At 44.1% G+C, this 19452-nt stretch carries 18 protein-coding genes and 1 pseudogene; 11 read left to right on the top strand and 8 right to left on the bottom strand.

Annotated features, from left to right (window positions below; translation table 11 throughout):
• The first annotated feature begins 144 nt into the window (after positions 1-144).
• On the top strand, positions 145-987 hold the full coding sequence (locus KFT32_RS14925) for an alpha/beta hydrolase (RefSeq protein WP_249435903.1): 843 nt from the start codon (positions 145-147) through the stop codon (positions 985-987).
• Positions 988-1297: 310 nt separating this feature from the next.
• Here the strand turns inward: KFT32_RS14925 and KFT32_RS27465 are convergent, their stop codons facing one another.
• Positions 1298-1420, bottom strand: coding sequence for a hypothetical protein (locus KFT32_RS27465; protein WP_283246440.1), 123 nt, complete (start codon positions 1418-1420; stop codon positions 1298-1300).
• Positions 1421-1455: 35 nt separating this feature from the next.
• Between KFT32_RS27465 and KFT32_RS14920 the strand changes: the two genes are divergently transcribed.
• The 4 genes from KFT32_RS14920 (at position 1456) to KFT32_RS14905 (ending at position 5252) form a co-directional block, all read left to right on the top strand.
• Positions 1456-2055: a helix-turn-helix transcriptional regulator gene (locus tag KFT32_RS14920; protein ID WP_211748022.1), complete on the top strand. Its 600-nt coding sequence runs from the start codon at positions 1456-1458 to the stop codon at positions 2053-2055.
• A 139-nt stretch (positions 2056-2194) separates the two neighbouring features.
• Positions 2195-3205, top strand: coding sequence for an ABC transporter substrate-binding protein (locus KFT32_RS14915; RefSeq protein WP_211748021.1), 1011 nt, complete (start codon positions 2195-2197; stop codon positions 3203-3205).
• 21 nt (positions 3206-3226) lie between these two features.
• A complete protein-coding gene (locus KFT32_RS14910; protein WP_211748020.1) occupies positions 3227-4237 on the top strand; it encodes a FecCD family ABC transporter permease in 1011 nt (336 codons plus the stop codon).
• A complete protein-coding gene (locus KFT32_RS14905; RefSeq protein WP_211748019.1) occupies positions 4230-5252 on the top strand; it encodes a FecCD family ABC transporter permease in 1023 nt (340 codons plus the stop codon). Before KFT32_RS14910 ends, KFT32_RS14905 begins: the two co-directional genes overlap by 8 nt.
• A 118-nt stretch (positions 5253-5370) precedes the next feature.
• Here the strand turns inward: KFT32_RS14905 and KFT32_RS14900 are convergent.
• Positions 5371-5607, bottom strand: a pseudogene (locus KFT32_RS14900) (winged helix-turn-helix transcriptional regulator); the annotation flags it as partial.
• A gap of 89 nt (positions 5608-5696) precedes the next feature.
• Here KFT32_RS14900 and KFT32_RS14895 point away from each other — a divergent pair.
• The 3 genes from KFT32_RS14895 (at position 5697) to rlmN (ending at position 9166) form a co-directional block, all read left to right on the top strand.
• Positions 5697-6911 carry an MFS transporter gene (locus tag KFT32_RS14895; RefSeq protein ID WP_211748018.1) on the top strand — a complete coding sequence of 405 codons (1215 nt, stop codon included), beginning with the start codon at positions 5697-5699 and terminating at the stop codon, positions 6909-6911.
• A 115-nt stretch (positions 6912-7026) separates the two neighbouring features.
• A complete protein-coding gene (locus KFT32_RS14890) occupies positions 7027-7875 on the top strand; it encodes an aldo/keto reductase (protein ID WP_211748017.1) in 849 nt (282 codons plus the stop codon).
• Positions 7876-8077: 202 nt separating this feature from the next.
• Positions 8078-9166, top strand: coding sequence for a dual-specificity RNA methyltransferase RlmN (gene rlmN, locus KFT32_RS14885; RefSeq protein ID WP_211748016.1), 1089 nt, complete (start codon positions 8078-8080; stop codon positions 9164-9166).
• Between the two features lie 96 nt (positions 9167-9262).
• Here rlmN and KFT32_RS14880 read toward each other — a convergent pair whose 3' ends face one another.
• The 4 genes from KFT32_RS14880 to KFT32_RS14865 form a co-directional block, all read right to left on the bottom strand.
• A complete protein-coding gene (locus KFT32_RS14880) occupies positions 9263-10765 on the bottom strand; it encodes a peptide MFS transporter (RefSeq protein WP_211748015.1) in 1503 nt (500 codons plus the stop codon).
• A 529-nt stretch (positions 10766-11294) separates the two neighbouring features.
• A complete protein-coding gene (locus tag KFT32_RS14875) occupies positions 11295-12494 on the bottom strand; it encodes a M20 family metallopeptidase (protein ID WP_211748014.1) in 1200 nt (399 codons plus the stop codon).
• A gap of 225 nt (positions 12495-12719) precedes the next feature.
• Entirely contained in the window at positions 12720-13763 is a 1044-nt protein-coding gene (locus KFT32_RS14870) for a FecCD family ABC transporter permease (RefSeq protein WP_211748013.1), read from the bottom strand.
• Positions 13764-14810, bottom strand: a complete 1047-nt coding sequence (locus KFT32_RS14865) for a FecCD family ABC transporter permease (RefSeq protein ID WP_481856342.1) — start codon at positions 14808-14810, stop codon at positions 13764-13766.
• 196 nt (positions 14811-15006) lie between these two features.
• Here KFT32_RS14865 and KFT32_RS14860 point away from each other — a divergent pair, with 196 nt between their 5' ends.
• Positions 15007-15807: a hypothetical protein gene (locus KFT32_RS14860; protein WP_211748012.1), complete on the top strand. Its 801-nt coding sequence runs from the start codon at positions 15007-15009 to the stop codon at positions 15805-15807.
• A gap of 15 nt (positions 15808-15822) precedes the next feature.
• On the opposite strand, the gene KFT32_RS14855 is transcribed toward KFT32_RS14860, so the two are convergent.
• Entirely contained in the window at positions 15823-16668 is an 846-nt protein-coding gene (locus KFT32_RS14855; protein ID WP_211748011.1) for a helix-turn-helix domain-containing protein, read from the bottom strand.
• A 202-nt stretch (positions 16669-16870) separates the two neighbouring features.
• Between KFT32_RS14855 and KFT32_RS14850 the strand changes: the two genes are divergently transcribed.
• Positions 16871-17752: a sugar phosphate isomerase/epimerase family protein gene (locus tag KFT32_RS14850; protein WP_211748010.1), complete on the top strand. Its 882-nt coding sequence runs from the start codon at positions 16871-16873 to the stop codon at positions 17750-17752.
• Between the two features lie 15 nt (positions 17753-17767).
• The gene (locus KFT32_RS14845; RefSeq protein WP_211748009.1) at positions 17768-18784 is read left to right on the top strand and encodes a Gfo/Idh/MocA family protein; all 1017 of its coding nucleotides are present in this window, start codon (positions 17768-17770) and stop codon (positions 18782-18784) included.
• Positions 18785-18867: 83 nt separating this feature from the next.
• On the opposite strand, the gene KFT32_RS14840 is transcribed toward KFT32_RS14845, so the two are convergent.
• The gene (locus KFT32_RS14840; RefSeq protein WP_211748008.1) at positions 18868-19326 is read right to left on the bottom strand and encodes a hypothetical protein; all 459 of its coding nucleotides are present in this window, start codon (positions 19324-19326) and stop codon (positions 18868-18870) included.
• Positions 19327-19452: the final 126 nt, after the last annotated feature.

Raw genomic sequence — 19452 nt, 5'->3', positions numbered from 1 at the left:
TGAACCCTTCCGAATCATCGGTGGGGTTCTTTTTTTATCCTCTCCGCTCTAATTTTTCCGGAAAACGTCCATGTCCCTCCGGCTCGTTTGTGCACTATAATGCGGAAAACAAAGCAAGTCTGGTGCCAAAAAGGGGAGAGAAATTTGGAAAATACATCTTCACTCAGACCAATGACTTTAGCAAGAACAGATGAATGGTCGATTACATCAAACATCAACGGGCAAGAATATCGAATTCATACGTATCATCCGCCGGGAAAAGCACCTGCTTCCGGATTCCCTATCATATATATGCTAGATGGAAATAGCACCTTTGCATTAACAGCCGAGATGGTCCGTATTCAGTCCCTCCGTCCGGATAAAACGGGAGTCGTGCCTGCGATTGTAGTGGGTATTGGTTATGATATGGAAGCTCCTTTTCCACCCAAACGTCACTATGATTTTACGATGCCTGCACCGGAAAAAGATTTGCCTGAGTTCCCGTTTGGAAGACCTCTTCCTGAGCAAGGAGGGGCGCTTGATTTTATGTCATTCGTTGAAGATCAGCTTAAGCCTAAGATAGAGAGCCTATATCAGGTTGACGTAAGCAAGCAGATGATTGTCGGGCACTCACTTGGTGGACTTTTTGTGCTGCAAATGCTTTTTGCAAGATCCCATTCTTTTCACACCTACATCGCTGGTAGTCCATCTATACATTGGAATGAGTGGTACTTACGCCAGCAGGAACAGAAATGGCTTGAGGAGCTTCATGCAGGGAAGCATGACCTGAATATTCGAGTGCTGATTGCTGTAGGGGAACTGGAAGGTAACGTGAAGATACCAATGGTCAGAAATGCAGAAGAGCAAGCTGACAGGCTAAGTGCACTTGACCGGTTTGGTGTTCATGTGGATTATAAAGCTTTTGAGGCAGAGAATCATATGTCCATTGTCCCTGTATTAATCAACAGAGCCCTGCGTTATAACGAGTGGGCAGGTTTATCCGTTTGATCCGTGATCTAATCCATTTCTAATATCAGAAAAAAGTCAGGCATACATCAGCGAAATAACTGTTGTGCAGCCAGGCTTTTTTTTCGTTTTTCAGTATTCCGGTGATCAGGGTTCATTCGAAAAATGGAAATAAATTGACTACTGGGCAGGAAAGTATGATACACTTTGCTTATATGATATTGATAATCATTATCATTATTAAGGCGGTGATTAATTTCTATGTATGAGATAACAACCTCAAGAATCAGTAGGGATCGAGATAGACAGCTCTTGGACTCCTCTGTTGTAAAACTGAAGGAGGTACTTAAGATCAAGACAAATAAAAAGTGGCAGCCTTCCGATATGAATTATACATCTTCTCATTTGCTGCTAGTCGTCCAAGGGCAGGGATGCCTAACATGGAGAGAATGTTCTCTTCAGGTGAAGGAGGCATGTATCTACTCCTGTATGAATGAGGAGAAGCTAGAAATGGACTGTACTGACGGTAACGATATGACCCTTACTGTGATTGCTTATGATGTATATCAACAAGATGACAGGGAGCATGAGCTTTTCGTATCCGATGTACCGCCCGTTAAACATTTGATAGATTTGTCACATCATAAAATCAACTGGTTTACCGATATATGTGACTCCATTCATAGGCATTGGCACAGTGGCGAAGGACTGGGAAAATACCGCAGTCAAATCCTTTTTCAAGAAGCACTGTACTGGATGGCCAAAAGCAATACTCAGGCACCTGCGGATACCGACTCTGCTTTGCAGCAGACTAAAGATTACATTGACCAGCATTACAATGAAAGTTTAACACTGGACAGACTTTGCCGAATGGCAGGACTAAGTTTGAAATACTACAGTGAACTGTTCAAGAAGCAATATGCAGTCAGTGTAACAGAATACATAGCAAAAGTAAGGATGGAACATGCCAAACGATTGATGATGGATCCGGAGCTGAAAATGAGGGAGATTGCACATCTCGTGGGTTATCCTGATGAATTTTATTTTAGTCGGAAATTTAAGAAGATGATGGGAATTTCTCCTTCGGCATATAAAATGGGCTCTGATTAAATTCGTCTATTGTAAGTCGATCCGTAAATTGTACAGGGTGGACAGGAATGTATCCATGGCTTACATGTCTTTTCTCCAGTATTATTCAATAATGATAATCATTATCAATTATTAGAAAGATCTGAGAGGGGTTCATGAAATGAAGAAAACGGCTTTAATCGGGATGTTAGTCCTCCTACTTGTGATGCTTGCTGCATGCGGAAATGGCAGCGGAGAGAAAGAGGCTACAGGTACAAACACTACAGAGCAAACGCCAGCTACGTCAGAACCAGCTGCTGAGGATACAAATACAGAGGGTACTGATAGCGGAACGCGTACGATTACATATCTAGATCAAGAATACACCGTCCCTGCGAATGTTGAGAAAATCGTCATCACAGGTGCAATGGAAGCGATGGAAGATGCGCTCGTCCTTGATGTACATCCGGCAGGAGCTATTAGTGTGGGCGGCGAATTTCCAGAACGTTTCACAGCAATTACAGATCAAGCACAGTCTATTGGAGAAAAAATAGAACCTAACTTCGAGACGATCCTTTCCCTTAAACCGGATGTGATCCTTGGTACAACGAAATTCAAACCAGAAGTGGTTGAACAGCTGAAGAAGATTGCACCTTTGATTCAAGTGTCTCATATTGCTTCGGACTGGGAGGCCAATCTTAATTTGATGGCGGAACTAACAGGTAAGCAAGACATGGCTAAACAAATTATTGAAGATTATCAGGCAGAAGCAGAGGCTGCCAAAGCGAAATTAGGGGATACGCTTAAGGATAAAGAAGTAACCGCTATTCGTATTCGCGGTGGCGAGATGTACATTTACCCTGCCAATGTATTTGTAAACCCGGTTTTGTATGAAGATTTGGGCCTCACGCCTCCTGCTGAAGTGAACGCAGCAAAAGCACAGGAGCTGGTATCTGTGGAGCAATTCGCAGAAATTAACCCCGATTATGTCTTTATCCAGTTTGAAGAGCTGGAAAACGCAGACAAGCCAGCTGCACTGGATGATATAAAGAATAATCCAATTATCCAGAAGACGACTGCATTTAAAGATGGCCATGTATTTATTAATGTCGTGGATCCACTATCTGAGGGTGGACCGGCATGGAGCCGTACAAACTTCCTTAAAGCTGCTGTAGAACAACTGTCGAAGTAGATCACGGCGACCGTAGCAGCGATGATACCTAAAGGAAAAATTCACCCGGCACTTATTTTTGTAACTGCTCCGTTTCTTGTCGTCCTGACTATTCTATTCTCCATTCATTATGGAGCGAAAAATATTGAAGCTGCAGAAGTGTGGAATGCCATATTTCACTTTGACGCAGACAGTATAGATCATCAGATTATTATGACCTCACGGCTTCCAAGAGTCGTGGGGGCTCTGCTTATTGGGGCATTTCTTGCTATCTCAGGTGCGTTGATGCAGGGAATGACACGAAATTACTTGGCTTCTCCCTCGATTATGGGGGTATCCGACGGTTCTGTTTTCGTCATTACCTTCTGTATGATATTGTTGCCGGGTACATCGTCCCTAGGTTACATTGCGTATTCTTTACTTGGGTCAGCGCTTGGGGCTGGGATTGTCTTTTCACTTGCTTGGTTGTTGCCAAGAGGAATGACCCCGGTACGCCTCGCTATTCTGGGGACAATTATTGGTACCTTTTTGAGCGGTTTATCTGAAGCGGCAGCGACTTATTTTCAGGTATCCCAAAATATAAGCTTCTGGTATAACGCACGATTACATCAGATGGACCCGGAGCTAATAAAACTCATCATCCCATTTGCTATTGTTGGACTTCTACTAGCCATTGGTTTATCCAAATCAATTACAATTTTATCCTTAGGCGATGAGATGGCTACTGGTCTAGGGCAGCGTACCAAATGGGTAAAAGGATTATCTATTCTCAGCGTCGTCATTCTAACCGGGATTTCAGTGGCACTTGCCGGAAAAATTGCGTTTGTCGGACTTTTAATTCCACACATTACGCGTTTTTTCGTAGGTATGGATTACAAATGTGTCATTCCTTGCTCGGGTATTCTTGGCGGACTTTTTCTCGCTTGGTGTGATGTACTGAGCCGGTTCGTAAACGCACCTTTCGAGACGCCTATCGGTGTCATCACCGCTCTGTTCGGAGTTCCTTTCTTCCTGTATCTGATCAAAACCAGAGGGGGAAAGGCAAATGTATAATACGAGTCGAAGAAAAAGAGGAGTCGTATTTCTTGTTACATCGGCGATTATCCTGCTGGCTTCTTATATCAGTATAACGAACGGTACATTTGATATGACGGTGGCTGATGTAGTCAAGACACTTTTGGGAATGGATTCAACGCGGGAACACAATCTTGTTATTTTTGATTTTCGCTTGCCGCGGATCGTCATTGCACTACTGCTGGGTCTTGGTCTTGGCGTCGCGGGTGCAGTCATTCAGGGCATCGTACGCAATCCTCTAGCAGATCCCGGCATGCTTGGCATCAATGCTGGTGCAGGTACAGCGGTTGTACTTTTTATGTCCCTTTTTCAGGGTACGATTGCAGGAGCGAGCTTCTTCTCTATTATGGCGATGCCTTTGTTTGGTCTAGTAGGGGGCCTTGCTGCCGCTGCACTAATTTTCGTGTTTGCCCTGGAGCGTGGAAAGCTGGATTCCCAACGATTGATATTGGTGGGGATCGCTGTATCCTCGGGGTTCGGGGCCATTACCCTATTTATATCCCTGAAAATGAATGCAAAGGATTTCGAGATGGCTACGGTCTGGCTGGCGGGGAGTATCTACAATGCCAACTGGCAATTTATTTGCGCCATGCTGCCTTGGCTTTTCATCTTAATCCCGCTTATCTGGCGAAAGTCACTCATTTTGGATGTGATGCAGCTTGAGGAAGGAAGTGCAATGGGAGCAGGGGTCTCAGTAAATCGGGAGCGCATTTTGCTACTGTTATATAGCGTTGGGATTGTCAGCGCCTGTGTAGCCGTATCTGGAAGCGTAGGTTTCGTGGGACTGATCGCCCCTCATATTGCGCGTAGACTTGTCGGACTTCATCATCGTCATGTAATTCCCGTATCCGGACTCGTAGGAATGGCTATGGTGGTTGTCGGTGATTTAATCGGTAAAACGGTATTCGCCCCAGCAGAGCTACCAGTAGGGATTGTTATTTCAATTATTGGGGTTCCGTACTTTGTGTATTTGCTCTTCAAAACGAGGGTATAGAAGAAATAGAAAAACGCCGCCATGTAGAGATACAATGGGGGCGTTTTTTTATCTGGGCGATTCATTCATATTTTCGATAATTTTGTGAACCTACGTTTCGCTAAAAGAGTCCTGGGGGTCAGGATAGAGCTGTCTCACCTGAGGTCGTTTCTTCCTCATCAGGGATATTGTTTAATATACTTCGTTCCAGCATGGAGGACAGGCTCCCGTATTCTTTAAGGATATGTAGTTCTCCCCAATTGCATAGCGAATCCAAAATTGGCTTTAGACTCCATCCATATTCGGTAAGCTCGTACTCCACTCTTGGCGGCACCTCGTTATAGCTGATTCGATTCACAATTCCGTCTTCCTCCAGTACTTAAAAGTACGTACTGTTCATTATAATCGCAATAACTCATAATAGCCTTACCGGCCGGTAATTACCATACTACAGGAGTGGAACTCATGTCATCCGATAAAAAAAATGCAACGCTTGCGCTTCTTGCTCTGGCAATCAGTGCTTTCGCAATTGGAACAACCGAGTTTATCAGCGTAGGATTGTTACCTCTCATTGCTGATGACCTAAATATATCCGTAACAACAGCAGGACTAACGGTAACATTGTACGCCTTAGGTGTTATGTTCGGCGCTCCAGTGCTTACCTCGTTAACTTCTCGTCTGGGAAGGAAAAAACTGCTCATCGCCATCATGATTGTTTTTATTATCGGCAACAGCATCGCTGCTTTTGCAAATACTATTGAAATCTTGTTGATTGCCCGAATTATTAGCGCCTTGGCTCATGGGGTCTTCATGTCCATCGGATCAACGATCGCAGCGGATCTAGTGGCAGAGCATAAAAGAGCGAGTGCCATTTCCATCATGTTCACCGGACTTACGGTAGCAACGATAACCGGTGTACCGTTTGGAACCTTTATTGGTGGATTTATGGGCTGGAGGGCCGCGTTTGTAGCTATCGTCATCATAGGCGTACTTGCTTTGATCGCAAATCTATTCTTGATTCCTGCTGTTATAGGAAAAGGCACGGTAATGAGATTCCGAGATCAAGGTAAACTGCTCGCCAATGGACGTCTGCTGCTCATTTTGGCGATTACTGCTCTTGGATACGGAGGAACGTTTGTAGTATATACGTATCTTTCCCCGCTACTCCATGATATCACCGGATTTTCGGAAAACAGCGTGGCAGCCATACTGTTGCTCTACGGAATTGCGATCGCGATCGGGAACATTATCGGCGGAAAGGCAGCCGATCGCAATCCGCTTAAAGCGTTGTTAACCATGTTTATTATCCAAGCTGTGATTCTGCTTATTCTTACATTTACTGCTCCTTCACCTATTGCTGGTTTAATAACGATCTTCCTCATGGGGCTGTTTGCCTTTATGAATGTGCCTGGATTGCAAGTGTATGCAGTTATACTGGCAGAACGGTATGTACCGGAAGCAAAAGACGTGGCATCTTCGCTCAATATTGCCGCCTTTAACGCCGGAATAGCGCTCGGGGCTTATCTTGGTGGAATCGTGACCGATTCGATCGGACTCATTCACACGCCGTGGATTGGGGCCGTTATGGTGGCAGGGGCCGCTATACTGACGGCATGGAGCCTGAGATTAGAGCGTAAAGATAAGATGCATAGCAAGACTCAAACACAGATAGCTCAGTAAAAGCTTAGTAAAGATTTGTGCTTAAGCCATCGTACAGAATATAGGAAAACGACAATAGAACGACAAAAATAGACGAGCGCTTTTTAACATTACAATTATTGGAGGATTATATAATATGACAACAGCAAAACATTTACAAGATCGTGTTGTTCTAAACAATGGAGTAGAGATGCCTTGGTTCGGTCTTGGTGTTTTTAAAGTAGAAGAGGGCGAGGACCTTAAACAGGCTGTGAAGAGTGCCATCGCAGAAGGTTATCGAAGTATTGATACAGCAGCTATTTATCAAAATGAGACAGGCGTCGGTGAGGCGGTTAAGGAAGCAATTGCAGAGAACGGACTGAACCGTGAGGATTTATTCATTACATCCAAAGTGTGGAATGCTGATCTTGGGTATGAAGAAACTCTTGCTGCCTATGATGCGAGTCTTGAAAAGCTTGGCCTTGAATATCTTGACCTCTATCTTATTCACTGGCCTGTTCTGGGCAAATATACAGAGGCATGGCATGCACTTGAAACATTGTACAAGAATGGCCGAGTAAAGGCGATTGGGGTAAGTAACTTCCAAATTCATCACTTAAAAGAATTGATGCAAACATCCGAAATCAAACCGGTAATCAATCAAGTGGAGCTTCATCCCTATCTGACTCAGAAGGAACTCCTTGCTTACAGCAAGGAGCATCAAATTCAGATGGAAGCTTGGTCACCGCTTATGCAGGGAGGACTGCTTGATCATCCAATCTTAAGCGAAATTTCAAACAAATATCACAAATCAGTGGCTCAAGTTATTTTACGTTGGGATTTACAGCATGGCATTATTACGATTCCGAAATCAATCAAAGCACACCGGATCGCTGAAAATGCAAATGTATTCGATTTTGAACTTACGGATCAAGAAATGGAGCAAATCGATGCGCTTAACCAGAATCATCGGGTAGGTCCAGACCCAGATCATATTGATTTTTAAATAGAAGTAAGGGAGACTTTCGCGAAAACGGGAGTCTTCTTTTGTTATTTTGCCAGTGTTCCAGTGATTAGACCTTGTTTAAACCTGAAAAGTTTGGGACAATAATAGACGGATTAATGAAGAAGAACCTATTTTTAAGCAGATGAGACGAAGAAGGTTTGTATAGATTTTACTTTAATGTTTTGAAAAGAGGGCAAGAAGAATGAATAAACCATCCATTTATGGATTGACATTAGATCAGATGGGCGCGTGGTTTGAAGAGCAGGGCCAGAAACGCTCTAGAGCTACACATGTATGGGAAGGCTTGTACAGAAAGCGTGTAACTGATTTTGCAGACATGACTGAAGTGAATAAAGATGCTCTTAAGCTTCTAAAGGATCATTATGCAATTGAAACCTTAACTGAACATACGAGACAAGAGTCGGCCGATGGTACGATTAAGTTTCTGTTCCGTTTAGCTGATGGCAACTTGATCGAGACGGTAATGATGCAGCACAAATTCGGTCTATCTGTCTGTGTAACGACACAAGTGGGCTGTAATATTGGCTGTAGTTTCTGTGCAAGTGGTCTATTGAAGAAAAGCCGTGATCTTACGGCAGGAGAAATCGTGGAGCAAATTATGAAAGTCCAGCTTCATTTGGATCAGAGAGGCAAAGGGGAAAGAGTCAGCCATATCGTTGTAATGGGGATTGGTGAACCATTCGATAACTATGAGCATATGTCCAATTTTATCCGCATTGTGAAGGACCATAAGGGACTTGCCATTGGAGGAAGACATATTACGGTATCTACGAGCGGACTTGCAGGCAAAATTAAAGAGTTTGCTGATTCCGATCTGAACGTGAACCTTGCCGTTTCGCTACACGCACCGAACAATGAGCTGCGCACGCGGATTATGAAAATTAACAAAGCCATCCCAATTGAGAAGCTGATGGAAGCAATCGAATACTATTGGGATAAAACAAATAAACGGATTACGATCGAATATATTTTGCTTCAAGGGGTCAACGATCAGCCGGAGCACGCACTTGAACTTGCGGAACTTCTGAAGGATCGCCGGAATTTGGCCATTGTTAACCTGATTCCTTATAACCCGGTAGATGAGCATAGTCAGTATCAGCGGAGTGAGAAAGACTCCATTACTGCTTTCTATGACGTGCTGAAGAAACAGAACATCAGTGTTAGCGTAAGACTTGAACACGGTACCGATATCGATGCAGCCTGCGGTCAGCTTCGCAGTAAGCAAATTCGTAAGGACCAAGATGGAAGTTTAGAAAAAGTATTGTCATAGCTTAAAAGTCATATAATGACACGATAAAACCAAAAACCTCTGATCCGAGATGGACTTCCAGTTCATCCGGATACAGAGGTTTTATATTTTGTACAACTATTTAATTCCCTTCATGAAGGATTGGATCTTCGGTGAGATGATAAAGAGGATAATACCGAGGGCGATGGACGCTCCTCCGATAACTCCAAAATAGATCATCTCTGTTTCTTCCGAATACAGCGGTGCAATCAGAGCGTTAATCGCTTGTGCAGCTGCATTGGTTAGGAACCATAGACTCATGGTTTGTGCAGAAAAAGCTGCTGGAGCAAGTTTTGTAGTCGCAGATAAACCTACTGGTGATAAGCAAAGCTCACCAAGGACTACAATAAAGTAACTGAGTACGAGCCACAGCGGGTTTACAAGACTGTCAGTTCCTCCAAAATAAGAGGGCAGTAAGATGACCAAGAAGGATAGCCCTGCGAATAATAGACCAAATGCAAATTTCTTAGGAATCGATGGCTGACGATTCCCTAGCTTCATCCAGAACCAAGCAAATAACGGTGCCAGCACAATAATAAACATCGGATTCAAGGATTGGAACCAGGCAGGAGAAAGGGTAATTCCTGCGATCTCCAGTTGTGTCCGTTTGTCTGCATAGTTAGCCAGGATGGTAGAACCTTGCTCCTGAATGGCCCAAAACATGACAGATGCAATGAACAGCGGAATGTAGGCAATAATGCGTGAGCGCTCTACATCGTTTGTTTTCGGACTACGATACATGACGGTAAAGTAGACGATTGGAATTAGAATTCCAAGGAAAGCGATAATGTTTACAAATACCGGGAAGGTAAGAAACCCAATCTGAATACCGAGAATCGCGAGTATTGCGATAACAAGAATACCGACAGCAATACTCGTGAACACTTTTTTCTTCTCATGAGGAGCAAGTGGGTTTTTGACAATGGTACCTGCAAGACCTAAGCTTTTCTTCTTGGTTGCAACAAAAACAATTAGACCGATTAACATCCCGATTGCTGCAAGACTAAATCCAAGATGGAAGTTGTTTGAGTTCTTCGTCATAGCGATAGAACCTACAACGAGTGGTGACAGGAATCCACCGAGGTTAATACCCATATAGAAAATACTAAATCCGGCATCACGACGATTGTCTTCTGGAGCATAAATATCGCCAACTACACTGGATACGTTTGGTTTGAGTAGGCCTGTCCCAAGTACAATGAGTACCATTGAGATAAAGAACAAAGCAATATTTCCTGGAATTGCCAGTGCAATGTGACCAAGCATAATCAGGACACCACCATAAAATACAGCCCTTGATGTCCCGAAGATTCGGTCAGCTAACCAGCCGCCGATAATCCCTGACATATACACAAGGGAACCATAGATAGACATTATGGATAATGCCATTGTCTGATCAAGTCCAAGTCCGCCTTGAGATACTTCATAATACATATAATAAACAAGGATTGCCCGCATTCCGTAGTAAGAGAACCGTTCCCAGAACTCTGTAAAGAAGAGGGTAAACAATCCTTTAGGGTGTCCGAAAAAGCCTTTCTGGGGGACACTATCTGCAATTTCTTTTTTCGTGATGTCTGCCATTTCATAACCTCCCTGATTTGTTCTGATATAATACCCTTGGATGTTTTCGTCTGTCAAAAGATGCGGAGCATGTAAATACAGGAATTCCTCCTCATTTTTAACGATTTTTATGTAATTCGTACAATTTACTCCCGTTTATTTATACCCAGCGTGCCTATTTTCTAACAAAAATATATAAAAATGATGAAACACATACGCTGATACGCTAATCGGATAAAGTGTTGAAGTACAGAAAAGCATGTGAAGGGGTAACTACTTCATATTTTTGTACCGCCTAAAATATCATATCTTATACTCCACAGCTGTTAATATTGTCACACTTACTGATGGAAGATCTGTGGCAGATATAAAGGTTGTAGAAATGGCATTGTATCATCTCTAATGTGTGCTGAACAGACAGGATCTGGAATCTTGCCTCTTAATAAAAAAAGCTACCAGGCATATGCATGGCAGCTTTTTGAAGTCCATTCCAAGATCATTCTAATCGCAAGTGATCCTTGATGAGGAGTTGAATATATAATTAATCAAGCTATATTTCCCATTCTAATAACTTTTCAGCCGTTCGAATGAAGACTTGAACGCCGATCGCAAGTGCATCCTCATCAATGGAAAACTTGGCATGATGGTGAGGATAAATAATTCCCTGTTCTTCGTTGCGGGACCCTACCTTGAAAAATACACCAGGTGCTTCCCGCTGATAGGCAGAGAAGTCTTCACCGCCCATACTTGGCCGGATGTATTCAATGTGTTCTTGGCCAAACAGTTCAAGGACCGCTTCTTCAACGACTTTTGTCGTCGCTTCTTCATTGATCACGGGATGATACCCGTGTTTAAATTCGAGACTGTACTCTGCCCCGTGGGCTTCTGTGATGCCTCGCAGGATACGATGGAAAAGTTCGGGGACTGTTTTACGAACCGTTGGATCAAAGCTTCGTACGGTTCCAGCAAGTTCAGCTGAACCGGGAATGACATTAAAAGCAGAGCCGCTAATAAATTTAGTAACGGAGATAACAATTTGATCCAGCGGATCAACGTTACGAGATACGATATGCTGAAGGTTCGTCACTACCTGAGCTCCTACTGCAATCGGGTCGACCGTAAGATGCGGAGCGGCGGCATGTCCCCCTTTTCCTGTAATGGTCAGGCTGAATGAGTCAGGCGAGGCCATAGCAGGACCGTATACGATGCCGATTTGACCTGTAGGGAGACCAGAGTCAAGATGACTGCCCACTACATAATCTACACCTTCCATGACGCCGGCTTTTACCATCTCTTGTGCTCCGCCCGGCAACTCTTCTTCTGCATGTTGAAAAATAAACCGAATTTCACCTTTCAGTGAATCAACACGCTGGGATAAAATTTGTGCTACCCCGAGCAGCATCGCAGTATGGCCATCATGACCACAGGCATGCATGACACCCGGGTTAACCGAAGCAAAAGGGAAATCGTTCTCTTCCACAATAGGAAGTGCATCCATATCTGCACGAAGAGCGAGAACCTTACCCGGCGAATTGCCAATTAGTCTCGCCATTACGCTGGTAGGCGTAGGTTTTGATAGTTCCAGGTTCGGAAACTGTTCAAGAGTTTCGTATACATACTTTGAGGTTTCTGTTTCCTGGAACGAAAGTTCAGGGTTTGAATGAAAATGTCTACGCCAATGAATGATTTGTTGTTCAAGAGAGTCCGAAACGATGTTATTTCCTTTACTAAATGTTGCATTTGTTTTCATAGACATAACCTCCATGATTTCATTTCAATGCAAAAGTGGAACAACCAAACCGCAAATAGGAACATTCTCATTACACTTCTCTATAGAAGATATTCGGCAAATGTTACCCTTTTCCTTGATGAGGTGAGCATGCAGATAACAAAAAAACCAGGCAAGGCTTGTTTAGCCCTGTCTGGTTGGTTTAGTTTGGTTTGGGAAGCCTAAACAGCTTATCCTCATCAATGTCTACATTTTGGATCTAGATAATAAATAGAGGAAGTACGGTGCACCAATGATCGCTACCATAATTCCGGCATGAATTTCCGAAGAAGGAAGGATCGAGCGGCCAAGCGTGTCTGCCATGAGTAGTAGCAGCGCACCGCCGAGCGCAGATGCGGGAAGCAGCATGCGATGGCCCGGACCGACAAGACGGCGTGCGAGATGAGGTGCGATCAGACCGACAAACCCAATACCACCCGTAAAAGCAACGCAGGCTGCTGCCAGCCCTACGGCAATGAGCAACAAGAGCAGTCGCTGACGACTGAGATTCACCCCAAGAGAAGAGGCAACATTCTCATCCAGTGACAGTGCATCTAGCATCCGGGATTTAAGGAATGCGAAAACGATCAGCAGGAGTACCCAAGGTAGAAGAGTAATTACCTGATTCCAGGTAGAGCCCCAAATGCTTCCCGCTAGCCAGCTAGCTACCATGTCATATTTATTGGGATTCAGTCTTAGCATCAGCACAATCATCAAACCATTCACTGCTGCCGTAACCGCGATTCCTGTCAGCACCATCCGATTCGGATTCAGTCCGTCCTTTTTACTATAAGAGAGAATATAGATAATGGCTGCAATAATACTGCCACCAACAAGTGCAAGAAAAGGAAGCAGTAGTGTCGGCGCTTCGGCAGCACTGGTATAGAAGGACAGGTAGAGCACAACGAACAGACCAGCGCCCGTAGTTATACCGAGGATGCCTGGATCGGCAAGGGCATTTCTCGATACCCCTTGCAAAATACAGCCGGATACGGCAAGACCTGCACCTACCAGCATGGAGATAATTATCCTTGGCAAGCGGAATTCAAATAAAATAAGGCTTTGGCGGGATGTTCCTTTCCCGAGAAGCGTATTCAGAACTTCCCCAGGTGTCAGCTTAGAGAATCCTGTGTTCATACTGATCAGTACAAAGACAATCATCAATACGGCAAATATCGTAAGGACGGTCCATTGGCGCACCTGTTTTTTATTTTTACTATGCTGCATCTGCTCAGCAAGTGTTTTTTTCATTTAGAGACCCCTCCCTGATTTGCGTGAGATGTACAGGAAGAAGGGAACACCGACAAGAGCAAACAGTGCACTAATTGGTGTCTCGTAGGGAGGATTAATCATTCTTGCGCCAATATCCGCGAGGAGCATCAGCAGACCTCCAATGACGGCGGAGCAGGGAATAATATAACGATAATCGACTCCGACGATATAGCGGACAAGGTGTGGTACAACAAGTCCCACGAACCCAATCGGTCCGGCAACGGATACGGCTGCTCCAGCCAGAACGAGCACAATAATACCGCCAATCACTTTAATGACCCCTGTTTTCTGTCCAAGACCAGAGGCGATCTCATCACCTAGACTGATAAGTGTAATCGACCTAGAGATAAGAAGCGCTGCAATCAAAGCAATCATGATCCAAGGAAGTATAGATAATACCTGCGACATTTTGATGCCAGCTACCCCACCCGCAACCCAGAAAGCGAGATTCTGACTGAGTCTAAAGTGAATCGCAATCCCCTGACTGAGGGCAGTGAGTAGAGCGGAAACAGCCGCGCCTGCGAGAACTAGCCGAATCGGTGTAACTCTTGCTTTGCCCAAGGAGCTTGTGCCATATACAAGTGCTGTGGCTACGAAGGCTCCAATGAAGGCGAAGATAATCGTGCCGTTGTAGGACATTCCAGGAAAAAAGGCAAGCGCGACAGCAATCATAAAGACGGCGCCAGCATTAATGCCAAGAAGTCCGGAATCAGCGAGTGGATTTCGCGTCATTCCCTGCATAACTGCTCCAGCTACAGCGAAGGCGGCACCGATTAGTACGTCCGCGATCGAGCGTGGAATTCGCAATTCGTGAATAATAGCATGCTGGGATGAATCCGGATTATAGTGCATAAGCGCTTCATAAACAGTAGAAAGATGGATGTCTGCTGCACCAACTGCTATGGAAACACCCATAAACAAGATAATGGCCAAGAGCCCCAGGATTAGGGTCAGCAAAGCTCTGACAGGTCTGGCCTGTATTTTTGATTTGGAAGATTCATGATCTTCTAAGTGTAGATTCTGCAATTTCACGACCCCTATTTTCCAGCGGTAATAATGAAAATCATTATCATTATAAAGTGGGATGAGAGTAAGTTACAAGTTATACGATAGCTTCTAAAAGTATGTACAAATCCTAATCTACTATATCATAACACCCGAACTTTTTATATTGGCTGGAGCATATACTATCCGGTAGGAATGAAGTTAAGGGGGGAACCAGATGCCAATCATTACGACTCGTAATCAGGTGAATATTCCGATTCAAGGTGCTCGGCCATATGTTCAAGCCTACGTCAAGGTTATTAATAATGATACTTCCTCAGGAACTTGTTACTTGAAAGGGCTTGTAAATAACGGGAACCAGCAAACGGCTTTTGCAGAGGACCTATTTTTTGTGAATGCAGGTGAAGTAATCAATCGCACATATGACGTAGCATATGATAATTTTCAAATTAATGCCGTTTTCTCTAAGGTGGGAATTGAGGTTGTATTTTACGGAATTGACATAAATGGTCAGTATATTCCACTTGGAACGGAAAATGTAGACATCAGCAGGATTACATCTGATATTAGAGCAGTTAGTTCCGCGACTCAGGTTGAAAACTATGCAGTGATCAGCTTTCGGAGAAATCTTGCTTTTGCGAATCCGAATGGCGTTGCCGCGGCCGTCTATGTGGAAGGGTTCGATATCTTAACAAGGAACCCAGTGAGATATACATTAATTCTAGGTGGTGAGGTGGACGGTACATTTACACTTTATCCAACAGTCACAACACAGATCCCAGCATCAGATACGGTCCTCGAAGTAAATACGACTTGCACGGTGGTTACGGATGGACGAGTTATTACACAAGGAACGATGTCTGGCCTCGCTGGCGCTTTCGTTAATACCAGCGTCAATCTTATTGAAGAGGGTGTTACGCTTCGTATGGAAGATGTAGATGTCATCACTCTTGTTATTGATTCACTCATGGATGAGCTTGATATTGTTGTTGCGTTTCGGATGTTAGAACAGTGGTAACAAGATAGGACTGTTTTATTGTTTACGGACATCCGAGGGCGGGATGTTCTTTATTTTTTTGAAGACGCGTCCAAAATAGGTCAGGCTGGTAAAGCCGACCGAGGAAGCAATGTCGCTTATTGATCGGTCAGTCTCCAGGAGCAGTTTTTCTGCTTCCATGACCCGAAGAAGATGAATATATTCTTTGAGCGTTTTACCGGTCACTTTTTTAAATATAGAACAGAAGTAATTAGGGCTTACATTAACCAGTCGCGCTGCTTCTCCAACGCTTATTTCTTCTTGATATCGCTCCCGTAGCAGAGAGAGCAGGGAAGACATGTTATGTGAATCAGGATGCCGAACGGTACGTACTTCAGAGATTTGTTCTGCATGGCGGAAGTATTGTCCAAAAATGTGGAGTAGCTCGCTTTTCACGAACAGTTCGTATCCAAATTGTTTTGTTTTAAATTCTTCAAGAAGTCTTGTAAAAGATAATGTCATTGCCTGCATACAAGCTTCTCCGCTACGCACGATTCGTGGCCAGTTCTGCTTGCGGTTCAGATAAGGAAGAAAATACTGATATTCGGTAATATCAAGATCTCCGCCCCGAACCAGCGCTTCGTTAAATACAATGCAGATCAAGGAAGTGGACTCCTCCAATTGTTCTGCCTTATGAAGTTGTCTTGATCCTACGAAAGCAAGGTCACCTGCCTCTAGAATCTCAAAATCACCGTCAATTTGCATTTGAATACGTCCTTTTTCTACATATACCCACTCCATATGATCATGCCAATGGAGATAAATATAGGATACAAAAAAAACGTTGATCGGGAAGGTATGATCCGGAATCCAGGTATGTTCTTTATGAGGAGGAAGGGTCAATGCATATCACCTCTTACATTTTTCTTTAACATCCATTCGTACATTTCCCTTACTATATCGACCTGCATTTCCAAATGTCAACGCTGTCATGAATAAAAAATCGTAAGATTGTACGAAAACTTCGATAGATAGGATGTAGCTGTGATCTTATGATTCCTTTACGATAAATGCATACGATTTTTATTATTCAGGAGGTCTAATTATGAAGCAGATTCGGATAGGTACACTCGTAGGTGGACAGGATGCAGTACGTGTCTTACCGCAAATCATTCCACACGGTTTTGAATCGTTCTCTTTGACGTTCTGGCAAACGACAGGAAATACGGATCTTAAGGAATTATCTAAGCAGGTCCATGAAATCTTGGACGAAAAGCAGATTCCGGTATCCAGCTTGTCTGTATTCGGAAACCCGCTGACGGGGGAAGGAGACAACGCGGATACACTGAACAGTTGGAAGCGGCTTATTGATCATGCGGAGGACTTTGGCACGGATCTCGTTACTGGGTTTACAGGGCGAATGCCAGGTGCAATTGATGAATCCATTCCCCGGTATACGGAAGTGTTTGGGGAGCTGGGACGTTATGCGGAAAGTAAGGGGGTTCGAATTGCCTTTGAGAACTGCAACATGGATGGAACTTGGGAAAAAGGGGACTGGAACATTGCCCATCATCCAGCTGCTTGGGAAATGATGTTTCATGCGGTTCCGCTAGATAATATCGGACTTCAATGGGAACCTTGTCACCAGATGGTAAGCCTGATTGATCCGATTCCGCAGCTTCGCAAATGGGTGCATAAAGTGTTTAATGTCCACGGCAAGGACGCAACGATTGCTTGGGATGTCGTGAAGGAACAGGGGATCCATGGACCGAAGCCGTTCGTGTGGCATCGGACTCCTGGATTTGGAGACACGAACTGGACGGACATTATATCCATCTTGAGACAGGCAGGGTATGAAGGTAGTATTGATATCGAAGGATGGCATGATCCGGTTTATCGGGGAGACCTTGAAATGACAGGTCAAGTGCACGCACTGAACTATCTAAAGCAATGCCGCGGCGGAAGTTATGTACCGAATCCGGTATAGAGAGGGGAAATTATATTGGCACGTCATCAAGTGATTGTAGCTGGCTGCGGCGAGATGTCGAACGCGTGGTTTGATTATGCAGCACAGAGGGACGATGTAAGCATCGTCGGACTTGTAGATATTTTTGAAGAAAATGCAGTAAAGATGGCAGAAAAGAGAGGTCTTAAAGTCCCTGTTTTTAACGATATATCGGTTGCTCTTCAGTCCGTGGATGCAAATCTCGTATTTGATGTGACGATACCATCGAGTCATAAAGCAGTGGTAACAGCTGCGATGGAGGCAGGTTGTCATGTATTCGGTGAAAAACCGATGGCAGAGTCACTAGAGGATGCTCGTGAGATCGTAAAGGTAAGTGAGCGTACAGGGAAACGGTACTCTGTGATGCAAAATCGCCGGTACTTACGTCAAATCCGTGCGTTTCGTGATTATCTGCATACAGGAGCCATTGGTAAAGTAGGATCTGTGCATGCTGACTTTTTTCTCGGTCCACGGTTTGGTGGGTTCCGGGATGTGATGGACAGCCCGCTGATTGTGGATATGGCTATTCATACATTTGATCAGGCCAGATTTATTACAGGAGCAGACCCGGTGTCGGTGTACTGTCATGAATATAATCCGGAAGGGTCTTGGTATCAGGGTAATGCCTCTGCGATTTGCATCTTTGAGATGAGTGACGGCTCTGTATTTAGTTATCGCGGTTCTTGGTCAGCGATTGGACTACCTACCTCATGGGAAGCAGATTGGCGTGTCATTGGAAACAAAGGGTCGGCACGTTGGGACGGCACGCATATGCCAATCAGCGAACAGCTCAAGGAACAGGCTGGCGATGCATTTTTTCATGAAGTCGTCCAAACGGAAGTAGAAGCAAGCTGGAATGGTAGGGAAGGACACGTAGGCTGTCTTGATGAGATGTTCGCTGCTCTTGAAGAAGGAAGACCTGCCGAAACCGACTCTCTTGACAACATTCATAGTGTAGCCATGGTTTTTGGAGCGGTAGAGAGTGCGAAGACAGGGAAAAAAGTGTATTTATAACTCATCTTTGATGGTACAAAATAATAAGGAGGCAAAGGCGGCGAATATCATCGTCCCTTTACCTCCGACATTAATCGAATTAATTAATTCGTGCTGTTCATACGTTTGATTTTTCGGTTTCTATAAAACGCTCCAATCGACATGGGTATAACAAGAATAAGTAGAATTCGTACACCTATTTCATCCCAGTGAATGTCCTGTAAAGGAGTTGCGGTGATGAACAGTTCGTATAGGGCAATCAGAGCAAAGGAACATACGGCTACTATCCCAATGTGATACCACTTTAGCGGTTTACGTGTACGTCCTTGCTGTTCCATGTGGATACTTTGGGTATAAACGTTCACCAACGTTAGAATGAGCACGAAGATAATGGCGGTGACGATGGAATCAAGACCAAGCAAAAAATATTGAGCGCCCGTAAAAGCGACGGCCACTGCAGACACAAAAATCGTAAGTAGTTTGCTATCGTACTCATAACTTTTTATTAGGGTGATGGCTGTACAGAAGACCGCGACAATCAAAGTTAATAGAAAAGAGAACATATTATTATTTCACCTCTTTTAGTTACATATTCAGGTAGTAAAAGAACATTTAGGTAGAGCTATATTAATAACCTTACCCTAAATCACTACGTAAAAAAAGGCTGGTTTCTTCGGAAATCGGTCTTT

The sequence above is a fragment of the Paenibacillus sp. Marseille-Q4541 genome (assembly GCF_018310695.1).
Lineage (GTDB): Bacteria > Bacillota > Bacilli > Paenibacillales > Paenibacillaceae > Paenibacillus.
This window is presented reverse-complemented; position numbering and strand designations above follow the sequence as displayed.

Excerpts from the sequence above, each read along its gene's own strand:
- KFT32_RS27465 (WP_283246440.1), bottom strand. The coding sequence starts at position 1,420 with ATGCCTCCTTCACCTGAAGAGAACATTCTCTCCATGTTAGGCATCCCT.
- KFT32_RS14920 (WP_211748022.1), top strand. The coding sequence starts at position 1,456 with ATGGACTGTACTGACGGTAACGATATGACCCTTACTGTGATTGCTTAT.
- KFT32_RS14915 (WP_211748021.1), top strand. The coding sequence starts at position 2,195 with ATGAAGAAAACGGCTTTAATCGGGATGTTAGTCCTCCTACTTGTGATG.
- KFT32_RS14910 (WP_211748020.1), top strand. The coding sequence starts at position 3,227 with ATGATACCTAAAGGAAAAATTCACCCGGCACTTATTTTTGTAACTGCT.
- KFT32_RS14905 (WP_211748019.1), top strand. The coding sequence starts at position 4,230 with ATGTATAATACGAGTCGAAGAAAAAGAGGAGTCGTATTTCTTGTTACA.
- KFT32_RS14895 (WP_211748018.1), top strand. The coding sequence starts at position 5,697 with ATGTCATCCGATAAAAAAAATGCAACGCTTGCGCTTCTTGCTCTGGCA.
- KFT32_RS14890 (WP_211748017.1), top strand. The coding sequence starts at position 7,027 with ATGACAACAGCAAAACATTTACAAGATCGTGTTGTTCTAAACAATGGA.
- rlmN (WP_211748016.1), top strand. The coding sequence starts at position 8,078 with ATGAATAAACCATCCATTTATGGATTGACATTAGATCAGATGGGCGCG.
- KFT32_RS14880 (WP_211748015.1), bottom strand. The coding sequence starts at position 10,765 with ATGGCAGACATCACGAAAAAAGAAATTGCAGATAGTGTCCCCCAGAAA.
- KFT32_RS14875 (WP_211748014.1), bottom strand. The coding sequence starts at position 12,494 with ATGAAAACAAATGCAACATTTAGTAAAGGAAATAACATCGTTTCGGAC.
- KFT32_RS14870 (WP_211748013.1), bottom strand. The coding sequence starts at position 13,763 with ATGAAAAAAACACTTGCTGAGCAGATGCAGCATAGTAAAAATAAAAAA.
- KFT32_RS14860 (WP_211748012.1), top strand. The coding sequence starts at position 15,007 with ATGCCAATCATTACGACTCGTAATCAGGTGAATATTCCGATTCAAGGT.
- KFT32_RS14850 (WP_211748010.1), top strand. The coding sequence starts at position 16,871 with ATGAAGCAGATTCGGATAGGTACACTCGTAGGTGGACAGGATGCAGTA.
- KFT32_RS14840 (WP_211748008.1), bottom strand. The coding sequence starts at position 19,326 with ATGTTCTCTTTTCTATTAACTTTGATTGTCGCGGTCTTCTGTACAGCC.